Here is a 14,760-nt window from a genome sequence, read left to right as displayed (position 1 = left end):
AGTCACTCCGCCCCGGATGACGAGGAAGATGATACCTCCTGTGAGTATCAGTTCGAAGCTTCCCCATAATTTCTTTGCGACGGCTGGAAGCATACGCGGTGTGATTCGGTACAGAATCCATGTGGTCAGGCCTGAAAGCAGCAGGATGCAGAGGATTCTCAAGATGACGAATCCGGCGGAAACGCTGGCCATTGCGTTTTGGGGCGATTCGAGATAGAAGAACACCGAAGCGTCCAGCTTGAAGTTCCAGAACGGGTAGAGGGACATGTCGCCCATGAAGATGAGTGATATGAGCAAGGCAATCAGTGCATAATATCCTGTCAGTATTTTCCGGAGCGGAAACTTCTTGAACCACACGCTGATCAGTGTGACGAGCCATGGAAGTGCTATCAGATAACCGGTTACGGCTGCGTCCAGGCTTGCCCCGTGCCACATGACCCGGAAGTATTCGGCCAACGGCACTCCTCTTCCCACGCTGTCGTTGTAGAGCATGAAGAGCGGTTTCTGGAAGATGAACAGCAAGAGGGCTGTTGCGAAGAACAGGCCCAGATAAAGGAATCTTTTTTTCATATAGATACTATACAATTAAAAAAAAGGAACTCCCCTCAACTTCCCCTTGAAGGAGATTGGAGGGGCAGTTATTTTCTTCCGAAGTCTGCGGGTATTTCTCCCCACCGGTCAGTTTCCCATTTCAATACCGGACAGTTGGTGCTGTTTTCCTTAAGCCATTTCTCCGCCCGTCCGATGAGCTGGAACAAGGCTTCGGTTTTGTCTGTACGTTCCAGCTTGGTCTTGCATTGCTTCTGTTTCACCCAGTTTAAGGCGTTTCTGCTGTCCGAATAGACGGGCATCTGCAGATTCTTCTGTTTCAGCAGGGCGAGTCCGTGGACAATGGCCAGAAATTCACCGATGTTGTTTGTCCCGTAAACCGGTCCGTAGTGAAAAATCTGTTCGCCGGTGGCTAGATAAACACCTCGATACTCCATAGGTCCCGGATTGCCGCTGCATGCAGCGTCTACAGCCAGGCAGTTGGTGTTGAATCCTTCAGGAAGCCTGTCGGCGAGAGGCGGCGTCTGGGCTTGAGCTCCCCAATGCAGATGGGCAGGTTCTTCCAACGCCCGTTCGGCCTCTTCCTTCGTGCTGAAAGACTTGTACATGGCTCCCTTGAAGCCTTTGATCTGCTGTTGGCAGTCCTGCCACGAGGAGTATACCCCCGGGCAGACGCCTTTCCAGACAGTATAAAATTTGGGCTTTGCCATTGTTTGCGGATTACATGCGTTCGGGAACTTCGATTCCCAGCAGTCCCATGGCCAGCTTCACCACTTTCCCTACGTTCTTGCTCAGCACGAGGCGGAAAATCTTGCGTGCCTCGTTTTCTTCACGTAGAATGCTGAAGTCGTGGTAGAACTGGTTGTATTCTTTCACCAGATCATATGCATAGTTGGCAAGGATAGACGGATTGTAGTCTGTTCCGGCCTGCTTTACGATGGTACGGAAATCAGCCAGTTTCTGTATCAGCTCCTCTTCTTTTGTATTAAGCTCTATGTCAGCGGGAAGCGTTTCGGGCAGGCTGATTCCTGCTTCGGCAGCTTTGCGCAGAATGGAGCGGATACGTGCGTAGGTATATTGTATGAACGGACCTGTATTCCCGTTGAAGTCGATCGATTCCTTCGGGTTGAAAGTCATGTTCTTGCGTGCGTCCACTTTCAGGATGAAATATTTCAACGCTCCGAGTCCTACGATGCGTGCCACGTTTTCTGCTTCTTCCTTGCTCAGTCCGTCCAGCTTGCCCAGCTCGGCACTGGTTTCGCGCGCCGTTTCGATCATCGTTTCCATCAGGTCGTCTGCGTCGACAACTGTACCTTCACGGCTCTTCATTTTGCCTTCCGGCAGTTCTACCATTCCGTAGGAGAAGTGGATGAGGTCTTTTCCCCATTTGAATCCCAGCTTGTCGAGCAGGATTGACAATACCTGAAAATGGTAGTTCTGTTCGTTTCCTACTACGTAGATCATCTTGTCGATAGGATAGTCTTCGAAGCGCATCTTGGCTGTTCCGATGTCCTGCGTCATATAGACCGATGTGCCGTCGCTTCTCAGCAGCAGCTTCTGGTCAAGTCCTTCCGGAGTGAGGTCGGCCCATACCGATCCGTCCTCCTTGCGGTAGAACAGTCCCTTTTCAAGTCCTTCAAGCACTTTCTCTTTACCTTCCAGATACGTCTGCGATTCATAGTAGATCTTGTCGAAGCTGACTCCCATCATCTTGTAGGTTTCGTCGAATCCGGCATATACCCAGTTGTTCATCTTCTCCCAGAGCGCACGCACTTCCGGATCATTCGCTTCCCATTTGCGCAGCATTTCGCGCGCCTCTTTCATCAGCGGCGCTTCTTCTTCGGCTTTGGCTTTAGCCTGTTCGGCGTCCATTCCTTCCGCTTCGTATTTAGCTTGAAGTTCTTTCACCTCTGCTTTGTAGTGCTTGTCGAAAGCCACGTAATAGTCGCCGATGAGGTGGTCACCTTTCTTGCCTGAGGATTCCGGCGTTTCTCCGTTGCCGTATTTCAGCCATGCCAGCATTGATTTGCAGATATGGATGCCCCGGTCGTTCACGATGTTTGTCTTTACCACTTTGTTCCCATTGGCGGCCATTACGTTTGCCAAAGCATTGCCCAGCAAGTTGTTGCGCATGTGTCCCAGGTGCAGCGGCTTGTTGGTGTTGGGCGATGAATATTCGATCATGACCAGCGGAGCGTTTGCCCCCGCCTTCGTGATTCCCCATTCTGCATCGGCGTCAATATGGTTCAGCATTTCAATCCATATTTGCGGTGCAATGGTAAGATTCAGGAATCCTTTTATCACGTTATATGCCGCTACGGCAGGTTCGTGCTGTTTCAGGTACTCGCCGATTTCCTGAGCGGTCTGTTCAGGGCTCTTTCTTGACATCTTCAGGAAAGGGAAAACCACCAGCGTAAGATGTCCTTCAAATTCTTTTTTCGTCTTTTGCAGTTGCAGCGTTCCCGGAGCGGCTTCGCATCCGTAAAGTGCTTTCACGGCATCCGCGGCAGCGGCAGCCAGTCTGTCTTCTATTTTCATCGTAGTTATATAATTTGTTTGTCTGCTTGTTTTTAGAGAGAGCAAAGATACTAATTTTTAGTTTCCCGACCTCCCCTTGCCGTTCATTAATTGCATGTGAAGCGAAATTGTTGGCCTATCCTGTTGGAAGGAGGGAGTATCTTTTTTGTTCATCCGATGAAAAAGGGGATTTTTTGTGGAAAATTCAATCTCCAGTCTAGAGATGCAGATCTCCAACCTGGATATATATATCTTCAGCCTGAAGATGCATGTCTTTAGCCTGAAGACAGACTGTTTTGCTAGAATCGGCAGCTTTCAGAGCCTGATGAACATTACTTTATTGGAAAATTAAGAAACTGTTTTGAATTTATCGTGTGCTGATTTGGGATGAGTTTTTGAGGCATTTCCGTTTGTGTGATGAGGAAGATAGCGGGCTATCTGACGAAGAACAGAAGCGGAAAAGACCAAAAAATAGCCCAAAGCACACACGAAAACGAATACATCAAGCCAAGAAAAACTTTTTGAAGAAATTCAAAACAGTTTCTAAAACGGCAGGCTCTTGCATCAGCAATTCCGTTCGAGCCGGCCTGGTGTCGGATACAGAGAGTATTGTGCAGTCGCCTGTTTGTGTCTTTTGGAGCTCAGATACCCTGTGGAAACCGACAGGCTGCTTGCCGGTTCTGCTCATGTTCGCTCCATGTATAAAGGCCTTATGCGTTTTTTCTCCATTCGGAGGGGGACATGCCCTCCTTGCTCTTGAACTGTTTGCTGAAATGCGCGAGGTCGGTGAATCCCACCTGTTCGGCAATCTCCGCAAGATTTCTCCGGTTGGAGAGCGACATTTTGATTTTGGCTTCTTCTATCCGGAGGTGGTTGATCCATGTGTTGAAGTTCAGTCCGTAGGTATTATTGATGAAGTTGGATACATATGTCCGGTTGATGCCTATAGCCTTGCTGAGATGCATGATTGTGATTCTTGGGCGAAGGTAGTGCTTTTGTTTTTTCCATTCTGCCAGCTTCTCTTCTATCTTTTTGTTTGTTGCAGTGTTATGTATCATCGTCCTTTCATTAAAAACAGTTCCAAGTTACAAACTTTAAACCTTTTGTGAAAAGACAGAAAAACACGTTTGTGGATATTGTGTTTTTATATTGTACTAAGTGGGCGAAAAATGTATTTATTTGGTGTTATTTTATGTTTCAGTGATAGATGAGCGTTGACAGGTATCCGTCAGAGAACATTTCATTCGCTATATCCTGCAGTTCTTCCGGAGTAAGTGCTTCGATGCGCCTGAACACTTCTTCTTTTTCTTCGTATCTTTTGTAATGAAGAAAGCATTTTCCCATGTCAAGGGCGTTGTTCTCGAAGTTGTCGCCTGCTACGCCTATCTGGCCGATGATTTGCTTTTTCGCTGCGTTCAGCTGGTAGGAAGTCATAGGCTTCTCGCATATTTTCTGAAGTTCCTTATGAACCAGCTTTATGCATTTTTCTTCATCTTTCCTGTCGCAGCCGAAATAAATGCAGAATGCTCCGGTGTCAGTGTAGGAGGTAAGGTTTGACTCTACGTTATAAACCAGTCCCCGTTGCTCTCTTAGCGCGATGTTCAGTTTGCTGTTCATCCCGGGGCCTCCCAGAATGTTGTTCAGCAGATACAGGCCTGTACGCCGTTCGTTGTGTGCGTCATATCCTCTGCCGCCAATCATGACGTGCGACTGGTGGGTGTCTTTGTTCAGTATACGCTGGCAGGGGGAATAAGGGTGCGGTGCCGTGCGCTTGACTCTTTCTCCCGGTTGAGGCTGTATTCCGGCCAGTGTCATTATCTTTTCCATCGTCTGCACGACTTTGTCGAACGGGATGTTTCCTTGGACAAAGAACACCATGTTGTCGGGCCTGTAGTACCTGCCGATAAAGTTCAGCGCATCGCTGCTGGTAAATTCACGCAGCAAGTCGGGCTTCCCGAGAATGTTTCTTCCCAACGGGTGGTCGGGGAATATCAGTTCCTCGAAGTCGTCGAAAATCAGCTCCGAGGGACTGTCTTCGTAGCTTTGGATTTCATCGATGATGACTTCCACCTCCTTGTCTATCTCATTTTGAGGGAAAGTGCTGTTGAAGACAATGTCTGTCAGCAGTTCGGCTGCCCGGCTGAAATGTTCCTTTAGAAATGCGCTGTAGATAACAGTTTCTTCCTTGTTGGTATAGGCGTTCAGGTCACCTCCCACAACTTCCATCCGGTTGAGTATGTGCCAGGCGTGGCGTTTTTTTGTCCCCTTGAAAATGAGGTGTTCCACAAAATGCGCCATGCCTTGTTCTTGAGGCAATTCGTCGCGTGTGCCCGCATCTACTGCGTATCCGCAATAGGCCACATCTGTAGGGCTTGATGAATGGATGATTTGCAGTCCGTTGGGCAGTATGAATGTTGAAACTGGCATTGTTCTTTTTTGCTTATTCGGTTTGACTTGGCAAAATTACAACAATAGTTATTGTCTTTCCTCAAAAAAATACAGATATTTGCATTGTATTGATAAATTGAAAGAAAAACAAGAATGGATAAGATTGGCATATTCTGCTCCGCTTCCGACCTGATAGCACCAGTGTATAAGGAAAAGGCTGAAGAATTGGGCGTCTGGCTTGGACAGCACAAGAAGCGGGTGATTTATGGCGGGTCAAACACGGGGCTGATGGAAGTTGTCGCGCAGGCGGCGAAAGCGAACGGGGCGATGCTGATGGGAATTGTTCCTACAAAGCTGGAAGACTCGGGGAGGGTGAGCGATTTGCTCGACATTAACTTTCATGCCGTGAACTTGAGCGACCGGAAGGATCTGATGCTTCAGGAGTCTGATGTGATGGTGGCTCTTCCCGGGGGAATCGGCACACTGGATGAAATTTTTCATGTGGCTGCTTCTGCTTCGATCGGATACCACAACAAGAAGGTAATATTATATAATGTAGACGGGTTCTGGGATGAAATGCTGCGTTTCTTTGAGAAACTCGGGAGGCTTCATTTCACTCACCGTTCCATTGATAACTATATTCTGGTGGCCGGCTCTTTTGACGAACTGGTTGCCATGCTTGACAAATAATGTAATTTATATAATCTGGCTTATGATTCAAACTACTATTAAGGAACTGTTGCAGCAGGAGGCTCAGGCTGTGTTGAATATACCGGTGACCGACGCATATGAAAAAGCGGTGTCGCTGATTGTGGAGCAAGTGCATGAGAAGGGTGGAAAACTTGTGACTAGCGGCATGGGAAAGGCCGGTCAGATAGCGATGAATATTGCTACCACTTTCTGTTCTACCGGAATCCCTTCTGTCTTTTTGCATCCCAGTGAAGCTCAGCATGGAGATCTGGGCATTCTGCAGAAGAATGATCTCTTGCTGTTGATTTCTAATTCGGGGAAGACGCGCGAAATTGTGGAGCTGACCGAATTGGCGGCAAAGCTGGATCCGTCATTGCGTAAAATCGTTATTACCGGAAATCCGGAAAGTCCGTTGGCGCATGTTGCGGATATCTGTCTGGCAACGGGACATCCTGATGAAGTCTGTTTGTTGGGCATGACTCCCACCACATCGACCACGGTAATGACCGTAATCGGTGACATTCTGGTGGTAGAAACCATGAGGCGTACTGGATTTACGATCGAGGAGTACAGCAAGCGCCATCACGGCGGTTATCTGGGCGAGCGTTCGCGCGAGCTGAGCAGATAATAAAATATTAGAGGTATATATAGGGAAGGATGTGCCGGGAGGTGCATCATGGACTGTTCTCAGTTCGGGCAGCAGTCTGTGGATGCATTCCTGTCATATCCTTCTTTTTTTTGTGCTTCCACTTTGGCTGTTATACAATGAAAAAAGGGTGCCTTGCGTTGCAAGTTTAGCGGATGGGGAAATGAAAGGGCAATGCTTGATGAATATATTTTTGCAACTTGTATGTATATTTTAGCTTTTGGCGGTGGATGGTTGTTATGACATTTTGATTGTTATATCTTTATTTTATTGAAAAACGTAAATGATTTGTTTTTCGTTTAAGTCCGAATCTATGGCTTTTTATTGTTTTAAATCACTGGATATAGTGTATATTTTACTATTAAAAATAAGTTTAACCGCGTTTTGTTTGTTGATTCGTTATATGTTTCTGCTTTATTTGTAGAAATGGGAATTTGTTTATGAAATGACATATTTTTTGTATTTTCCTTGTTTTTATAAATTTTAGTATATATATTCGCGGTTGATTGAATGTTAATATTTATAGAGTTTATGAGAAGATGTTTAATTTTTTATTTCTATCTGTTGATAGGAATTGGGTGGGCGATGGCTCAGTCCTCAAAAATTTCGGGGATTGTTGTATCTTCGGAAGACAATGAGCCGATAGTAGGTGCCTCAATCATGGTAGAAGGGACCAAGACGGGTACGATTACAGACATTGACGGACGTTTTACCTTGAATGTGGCGGAAGGGGTGAAGTTGCAGATAAGCTACATCGGAATGAAGACTACGGTCGTGAAAGCAAAAAAAAATATGGTAGTCAAGATGGAGTCCGATTCGGAAGTGTTGGGCGAAGTGGTCGTTACAGGTATGCAGCGAATGGACAAGCGTTTGTTTACGGGTGCTTCTTCTAAGATCTCAGGAGAGAATGCTAAACTGGATGGTGTTCCTGAAATCAGCCGTGCGTTGGAGGGACGTGCAGCCGGTGTGTCGGTGCAGAATGTGTCAGGAACATTTGGTACGGCTCCTAAAATCCGTGTGCGTGGTGCTACGTCTATTTATGGTAGTTCCAAACCTTTATGGGTGGTGGATGGTGTGATCATGGAGGATGTTACTGAAGTGGATTCAGATGATCTTTCATCGGGTGATGCCGTTACGCTTATCAGTTCTGCCATTTCAGGTCTGAATGCTGATGATATCGAAAGCTTTCAGATCTTGAAGGACGGTTCAGCCACATCTATTTATGGTGCGCGTGCTATGGCCGGTGTGATTGTTGTTACTACCAAGAAGGGTAAGGCTGGCACGAATAAAATAAGCTATACGGGCGAGTTTACGATGCGCTTGAAACCGAGCTATCGTAACTTTAACATTATGAATTCACAACAGCAGATGGATGTGTACAAGACTATGGAGAGCAATGGATACTTAAATTTCTCGGATGTGTATCGTGCTTCTGATAGTGGTGTGTATGGAAAAATGTATCACTTGATTAACGATTATAATTCTACTTCAGGCTTTGGTTTGGCAAATACACTTCAAGCCAAAAATGCTTATTTGCGAGAGGCGGAATATCGTAATACAGACTGGTTTGATATATTGTTTAATAATAGTGTATCACAAAACCATGCCATTAGTATGACTAGCGGTACGGAGAAAGCATCGTATTATACTTCGCTGAGTGTTATGAACGATCCCGGGTGGACAAAGCAGAGCAAGGTGCAGCGTTATACAGCGAATATCAATGCCACATATAACATTTCCCCTCATCTTATTCTGAATCTGATTGGCAATGCTTCTTATCGTAAGCAGCGTGCTCCTGGTACACTCAGCTCTACACTGGATCCGGTGAGCGGTGAAGTGAGGCGTGACTTTGATATCAATCCGTATTCGTATGCATTGAATACGTCACGTGCGCTTGATCCGAATGAATATTATGTACGTAACTATGCTCCATTTAATATTCTGCATGAACTGGACAATAATTATATGGATTTGGACGTGGTTGATATGAAATATCAGGGCGAATTGAGATGGAAGCCTGTCAGGAAGGTGGAATTGGCTGCTCTTGGTGCTTATAAATTCTCAACGACTACGCAGACACACAAGATTACAGACTATTCAAATCAAGCATGGGCATACCGGGCTATGGATGATGCTACCATGCGTGACGCCAATCCGTGGCTTTATACAGATCCGGATGTAGTGAATTCGTTGCCTGTTTCCGTGTTGCCGGTGGGCGGTTTTTACCAGGAAACCAAGTATACAATGCGAAGCTATGACTTCCGCGCAACAGTAAGTTATAACGACACATATTTTGACAATCATATCTTTAATTTCTTTGGGGGTATGGAGTTGAACGCAACTGACCGTAGTCATACATGGTTTAATGGCGTGGGAATGCAGTATGATATGGGTATGCTTCCAAACTATGATTATCTGTTCTTTAAACAGGGAAAAGAAGAAAACAGCAATTATTATACAGTGACGGATACGCGTACCCGTGATGTAGCTTTCTTTGGAACGGCTACTTATTCTTACAAAGGAAAATATACGTTCAATGGAACTGTCCGTTATGAAGGTTCCAATAAGTTGGGAAAGAGCCGTTCGGCCAGATGGCTTCCAACATGGAACATATCAGCAGCATGGAATATGCACGAAGAAGACTGGTTCGAAAAATTACAGCCGACATTATCCAATCTGACATTGAAGGCTTCTTATTCATTGACTGCAGATCGCGGTCCGGCAGATGTGTCTAATTCGCGCGTGATTATACAGGCTTACAATCCTTACCGTCCGTTTGCCAGTGTGTCTGAATCAGGTTTGCAGATATCTGACTTGGAAAACAGTGAACTGACCTATGAAAAGAAGCATGAACTGAATATTGGCGCAGAAATAGGTTTCTTGAATAACCGTATCAATGTGGCGGCCGATTGGTATAAACGCAATAATTACGACTTGATTGGTATTATTAATACGATGGGCGTAGGAGGGTTCACGAGCAAGTTTGCCAATGTGGCAAGTATGGAGTCACATGGATTTGAGTTTACATTGTCGACACGCAACATTGACACGAAGGATTTCAAATGGAACACAGACCTCATCTTTTCGAAAGCAAAGAATGAGGTGACAGAGCTGGAATCCAATGCACGTGTCATTGATATGATTTCGGGTGTGGGTTTTGCATTGCAAGGTTATCCGGTTCGTTCCTTGTTCTCTTATGATTTCAAGGGACTGAATGAAGTCGGATTGCCGCAGATTGTGGATGAGCAGAATAATGTCGTTTCGAGCGGTGCCACCATTAACTTCCAGGAACGTGATATGAAAGACCACCTGATTTATGAAGGTCCCACCGATCCGACAATTACGGGTAGTTTCGGTAACGTGTTCACTTATAAGAACTGGAAACTGAATGTGTTTATTACTTATTCTTTCGGTAATGTGGTTCGTCTGGATCCGGTATACTCGAATGAATACTCGGATTTGGACGCTACTCCTAAAGAGTTTATCAATCGTTGGACTCTTCCTGGCGACGAGAAGCTGACTACAGTTCCCGTCATTGCTGACAAGCGTATGAATGAACTGGATCCTTACCTGAGCCGTGTATATAACGCTTACAATTATTCGACGGATCGTATTGCCAAAGGTGATTTCATCCGTATGAAAGAAATTTCATTGACCTATGACTTCCCGAAAGACTGGGCGAACAAAATGAAGCTGAGCAATCTGTCGCTGAAGCTTCAGGCAACCAACTTGTTCCTTATTTACGCTGACAAGAAGTTGAACGGGCAGGATCCTGAGTTCTTTAATACAGGAGGTGTGGCTGCTCCAGTACCAAAGCAGTTTACTCTTACTTTAAGATTAGGTATTTAATAAAAACAAGAATTGTATGAAAAAGTATATATTATTAAGTAGTGTTGCGACAGCCCTTTTATGCTTTTCTTCGTGTGAAGATTTCTTGGATACTTTACCAGACAATCGTGCCGAAGTGAATACGGAAGAAAAAATTACCTCACTGTTAGTGTCAGCTTATCCGGGTGCTTATCCTGTGGCAATGTTTGAAATGGCTTCAGACAATACGGCCGATAACGGAAGTTTGTATGATGTCGAAACACAGGCTACTGAGCAAGCTTATCTGTGGCAAGACATTGATGCGGATACCGATCAGGACTGTCCTCAGGGACTTTGGGATGAGTGCTATACTGCGATTGGAGCAGCCAATCAAGCATTGCAGTCAATTGAAGAGTTGGGTAATCCTGAGAGCTTGAATCCGCAGAAAGGCGAAGCTTTGATATGCCGTGCGTATGCGCACTTTATTTTAGTCAATACTTTTTGTCAGGCTTATAACCCGGGAACTGCTGCCGATCAGTTAGGTATTCCTTATATGACTGAGCCGGAAACGACTGTAAGTCCTACATATTCTCGCGGTACATTGGCTGAAACTTATCAGAAAATTGATGCAGACATTCAAGCGGCGTTGCCTTTGATAGACGATAACCTGTATACTGTACCGAAATATCATTTTAACATGAAGGCCGCCTATGCTTTTGCCGCTCGTTTTTATCTGTTCTATGTGCAGGAAGACAAGTCTAATTATGAAAAGGTTATTGAATATGCGAATAAGGTTTTAGGCAGTAATATGCAGGAATCATTGCGCAGCTATTCTGAATTGACGGTTTATACTGACCCGGATAATATTGGTGATGCTTATATTGATGCTTCTAATCCAGCTAATTTGCTGATTACTACTGTTTACTCCTCATGGCCTTATATTTATGGTCCATGGAATCTAAATTTGCGTTATGGAATGAACCGAAGCGTGTGTGAAGGTGAAACTTTCTTGGCAAATGCCCCATGGGGAACAAACATCGCTTTCCGCAGGATGATTTATAATCCGGAACAGAAAATCAATTTCCCTAAATACATGATGTATTTTGAGTATACAGATAAAGTAAACGGTATCGGTTATCGTCATGCTGTTATTGTACCTTTCTCTACTAATGAAACGTTGCTGTGCCGTGCAGAAGCTTATGTAATGAAAGCACAGCCGGATTATACCAGTGCTACCGCTGATTTGAACAGCTGGGCATCTTGTATTACAATGTCAGGAACTTCAAATCTCACAGAGTCGCAGATTGAAGATTTTTATAACGGCATTGATTATACTCCGGTTCCGTTGACCTCTGATGGAGCTAGAACAGTGAAGAAGTATTTGAATCCGATCTTTCCTTTTGCAGATGTGAAGCAGGAGAATTTTATCCACTGTATTCTACATGCTCGCCGTATGGAATGTATTCACGATGGCTCACGTTGGCTGGACATCAAGCGATATAATATTGAGATTTCACATAATCGTGAGGGATTGGATCCTGACGTGTTGAAAGCAAACGATTTGCGTAGGGCCATTCAGCTGCCGCAGGATGTAATCAATGCGGGACTGGAAGCTAATCCGAGATAAACACCTTTAAAAAACTTGTGTATTATGAAGATTATAAGAACATTTATCATAGCTGCCCTATTGGGAGTAGGGTTCACTTCGTGCAGTGAGGATGACCTTAATCCGACGAGTATTTTTGATAGTACTACAGAACCTGTACGTAATGAGTTTGACCAGTGGATTTGGAAAAACTATACAGAACCTTACAATATTGAGTTGAAATACCGTTTCGATGACAAAGAGTCGGATATGGATTACAATGTTATTCCGGCAGATTATAACAAGTCTATCGCACTAGCCAAATTGGTGAAATATCTTTGGATGGAGGTTTATGAGAAATTGGCGGGGAAAGAGTTTCTATGTACTTATTGTCCTAAGATTTTTCATTTTGTAGGTTCGCCCGAATACGAAAAGTCGGGAGGCTCTATGGTGCTTGGTACAGCCGAAGGTGGTTTGAAGATTACGCTGTTTAATGTGAACGCATTGAATGTAAGCAGCTTGGATCCGGAAATACTGAATGAATGGTATTTCAAGACAATGCATCATGAGTTTTCCCATATCCTGCATCAGACTAAAAACTATTCCACTGATTTTAATGATATCACAGCAGGAAAATATTATGGAGCAGGTTGGGTGAATATTAATGATGCAACAGCTCGTCGGGACGGATTTGTAACCGCCTATGCGTCAAGTGCAGTTGATGAAGATTTTGTGGAAACAATCGCCAATTACATCGTAAAGTCAGATGCAGAATGGCAGCAGATATTGAACGAGGCCGTTTCTGTAGATGAAGCTGGAAATCCTGACTACAGCGGGCGTGATGCAATCCTTCGAAAATTGGAGATGGTGACGCAATATCTTGCGGATTCGTGGGGGTTGGATATTCAGGCTCTTCACGAAGAGGTACAGGAACGTGAAACTCATATTGACGAATTGGATTTAGTAACATTAAACTAATAAGAATGTAATATGAAACGATTTTTATATATACTGATGGTAGTTTGTGTGTGTTGTCTGACAGCCTGTACACCGGAAGAAGATGAAATCTTTGGCCAGACTTCAGCACAAAGAATCAATGAAAAGATGAGTGAGGAACTGGCGGTGTTAACTGCTGCTCCTAATGGTTGGCTTATGGAGTATTATCCTTCGAGTGCACAGAGCTATGGAGGGTATAATGTACTGGTGAAGTTTACAGAAGACGGCAATGCGACGGTGGCAGCAGATATTATCAATTCTCCTGCGGCCACTTCAACCAGCACTTTCCGCTTGAAGGAGCAAGCCGGTCCGACGCTGACGTTCGATACGCTGAACGAAATTTTCCATATCTTTTCAGATCCAAACAACAGCCTTGGAATCGGGAATGTAGGGCTCGGTATGGAAGGCGACTATGAGTTCACCATAATGTCGGCCACTGCGGAAGAAGTAGTGTTGAGAGGCAAGAAAACGGAAAATACGATTGTGATGACTCCTATGCCGGAGGATGTTTCATGGGAAAGCTATCTGACACAGATACAGCAGATAGAGGCTGCAAGCAACCAGTATTCATTGTATAAAATAACATTGGACGGAGTGGAGTATTCAATAGCGCGTACCTATCGTACGCTTTCTGTCAGCCACATGGAAGAAGATGAAACTGTTACCGAAACATTCTCATATATCCAGACCCCCGACTCATGGAAGTTTTATTCTCCGCTGACTTTGGGCGACAAGACATTCGACGAACTGGTTTATGATGAGTCAACAGGGTGTTACGGAGCGTCTGACGGTGCCTTCGTGATGGAAAATGTGGTTCCTCCGTTGAATCAGGCGTTTGTTAATGGATTATGGTTTGTTGCCTACAGCCAGTTGGGAAGCTATGCGCAACTGTATTTTGATCAGGTGAAGGATCTGTATGCTACAGATCCAAATCTGACCGGAGAACAGCTTTATTTCTTTGCCATGGGTACTGAGGGCGGCCACTTCGGTGCTTATTTCGGAAGTTTGGCCTCAGGAGGTTATTATGCAGGCCAATTGTACTATAACTATTCACTTGAAGGCGATGATGTGATTGCGATGCAGTTTGCAATGGATGGAGATGACAATGGAATTTTCTATCATAATGTAGGATTTGCTTATCTGCTGATGCCTTTCGGCTATTCATCTCCTGTCACGTTTAAGGTAACGGCTGATAATGCTGGTTCTCCGACAACTATTACGTTGACGGATCAGAATAATCCGTACAACGTGATTACTTTGACACAAGAACCTGTATATTTCCCGTTTGACAATTAACAAGTTACAACAACTAACAATAAAAATAACCTCTCTTAAAAGTTTGACATAAAACTTTGGGCGCAGTCGGTCTTGTGAAAAATCGGCTGCGTTTTTTGTGTGCTCTGGGAAAGACAGGAGGATAAGCCGGATAACTGATGAAGTTGCCGGCACAGATTTTATGTTCCAGCTACTTGGACTGTAGAATCTGTGCTGGTATTTCTGGAAAATGATGCCGCAAGAAGAGGGATGCGTTTCATAATCATAACTTTTTCTTGTCAGAAATGAAGAAATGATTACATTTGCA

General features: G+C 44.7%; 10 protein-coding genes and 1 pseudogene. 6 read left to right on the top strand and 5 right to left on the bottom strand.

The annotated features are described in order from the left end of the window. The 5 genes and pseudogenes from QUW60_RS09735 to QUW60_RS09715 all read right to left on the bottom strand — a co-directional run. A pseudogene (locus QUW60_RS09735) lies at window positions 1-570 on the bottom strand (LTA synthase family protein); the annotation flags it as partial. A 68-nt stretch (window positions 571-638) separates the two neighbouring features. Then, window positions 639-1,259, bottom strand: coding sequence for a ribonuclease H family protein (locus tag QUW60_RS09730; RefSeq protein WP_258336783.1), 621 nt, complete (start codon window positions 1,257-1,259; stop codon window positions 639-641). A gap of 10 nt (window positions 1,260-1,269) precedes the next feature. Continuing rightward, the gene (argS, locus tag QUW60_RS09725) at window positions 1,270-3,087 is read right to left on the bottom strand and encodes an arginine--tRNA ligase (protein WP_289560145.1); all 1,818 of its coding nucleotides are present in this window, start codon (window positions 3,085-3,087) and stop codon (window positions 1,270-1,272) included. A gap of 689 nt (window positions 3,088-3,776) precedes the next feature. Further along, a complete protein-coding gene (locus QUW60_RS09720) occupies window positions 3,777-4,124 on the bottom strand; it encodes a helix-turn-helix domain-containing protein (RefSeq protein ID WP_258336781.1) in 348 nt (115 codons plus the stop codon). A 139-nt stretch (window positions 4,125-4,263) separates the two neighbouring features. Then, a complete protein-coding gene (locus tag QUW60_RS09715) occupies window positions 4,264-5,493 on the bottom strand; it encodes a M16 family metallopeptidase (protein ID WP_289560144.1) in 1,230 nt (409 codons plus the stop codon). Window positions 5,494-5,607: 114 nt separating this feature from the next. On the opposite strand from QUW60_RS09715, the gene QUW60_RS09710 reads away from it, so the two are divergent. From QUW60_RS09710 to QUW60_RS09685, 6 genes are all read left to right on the top strand, one after another. Beyond that, window positions 5,608-6,144: an LOG family protein gene (locus tag QUW60_RS09710; protein WP_258336779.1), complete on the top strand. Its 537-nt coding sequence runs from the start codon at window positions 5,608-5,610 to the stop codon at window positions 6,142-6,144. Window positions 6,145-6,166: 22 nt separating this feature from the next. Next, window positions 6,167-6,772: an SIS domain-containing protein gene (locus QUW60_RS09705; protein WP_289560142.1), complete on the top strand. Its 606-nt coding sequence runs from the start codon at window positions 6,167-6,169 to the stop codon at window positions 6,770-6,772. A 549-nt stretch (window positions 6,773-7,321) separates the two neighbouring features. Then, window positions 7,322-10,639: a SusC/RagA family TonB-linked outer membrane protein gene (locus tag QUW60_RS09700; protein ID WP_289560140.1), complete on the top strand. Its 3,318-nt coding sequence runs from the start codon at window positions 7,322-7,324 to the stop codon at window positions 10,637-10,639. A gap of 16 nt (window positions 10,640-10,655) precedes the next feature. Further along, a complete protein-coding gene (locus QUW60_RS09695; protein ID WP_289560138.1) occupies window positions 10,656-12,224 on the top strand; it encodes a RagB/SusD family nutrient uptake outer membrane protein in 1,569 nt (522 codons plus the stop codon). Window positions 12,225-12,248: 24 nt separating this feature from the next. Further along, the gene (locus QUW60_RS09690; RefSeq protein WP_289560136.1) at window positions 12,249-13,160 is read left to right on the top strand and encodes a zinc-binding metallopeptidase; all 912 of its coding nucleotides are present in this window, start codon (window positions 12,249-12,251) and stop codon (window positions 13,158-13,160) included. Window positions 13,161-13,172: 12 nt separating this feature from the next. Next, window positions 13,173-14,474 carry a DUF4302 domain-containing protein gene (locus QUW60_RS09685; protein ID WP_289560134.1) on the top strand — a complete coding sequence of 434 codons (1,302 nt, stop codon included), beginning with the start codon at window positions 13,173-13,175 and terminating at the stop codon, window positions 14,472-14,474. The last annotated feature ends 286 nt before the right edge of the window (window positions 14,475-14,760 follow it).

The organism is Bacteroides gallinaceum (assembly GCF_030373775.1).
Classification (GTDB): Bacteria; Bacteroidota; Bacteroidia; order Bacteroidales; family Bacteroidaceae; genus Phocaeicola; species Phocaeicola excrementipullorum.
The sequence above is the reverse complement of the archived record's forward strand: the minus strand, read 5'-3'. Positions and strand labels throughout refer to the sequence as shown.

Coding starts and splice junctions, on each gene's coding strand:
- QUW60_RS09730 (WP_258336783.1), bottom strand. CDS start 1,259: ATGGCAAAGCCCAAATTTTATACTGTCTGGAAAGGCGTCTGCCCGGGG.
- argS (WP_289560145.1), bottom strand. CDS start 3,087: ATGAAAATAGAAGACAGACTGGCTGCCGCTGCCGCGGATGCCGTGAAA.
- QUW60_RS09720 (WP_258336781.1), bottom strand. CDS start 4,124: ATGATACATAACACTGCAACAAACAAAAAGATAGAAGAGAAGCTGGCA.
- QUW60_RS09715 (WP_289560144.1), bottom strand. CDS start 5,493: ATGCCAGTTTCAACATTCATACTGCCCAACGGACTGCAAATCATCCAT.
- QUW60_RS09710 (WP_258336779.1), top strand. CDS start 5,608: ATGGATAAGATTGGCATATTCTGCTCCGCTTCCGACCTGATAGCACCA.
- QUW60_RS09705 (WP_289560142.1), top strand. CDS start 6,167: ATGATTCAAACTACTATTAAGGAACTGTTGCAGCAGGAGGCTCAGGCT.
- QUW60_RS09700 (WP_289560140.1), top strand. CDS start 7,322: ATGAGAAGATGTTTAATTTTTTATTTCTATCTGTTGATAGGAATTGGG.
- QUW60_RS09695 (WP_289560138.1), top strand. CDS start 10,656: ATGAAAAAGTATATATTATTAAGTAGTGTTGCGACAGCCCTTTTATGC.
- QUW60_RS09690 (WP_289560136.1), top strand. CDS start 12,249: ATGAAGATTATAAGAACATTTATCATAGCTGCCCTATTGGGAGTAGGG.
- QUW60_RS09685 (WP_289560134.1), top strand. CDS start 13,173: ATGAAACGATTTTTATATATACTGATGGTAGTTTGTGTGTGTTGTCTG.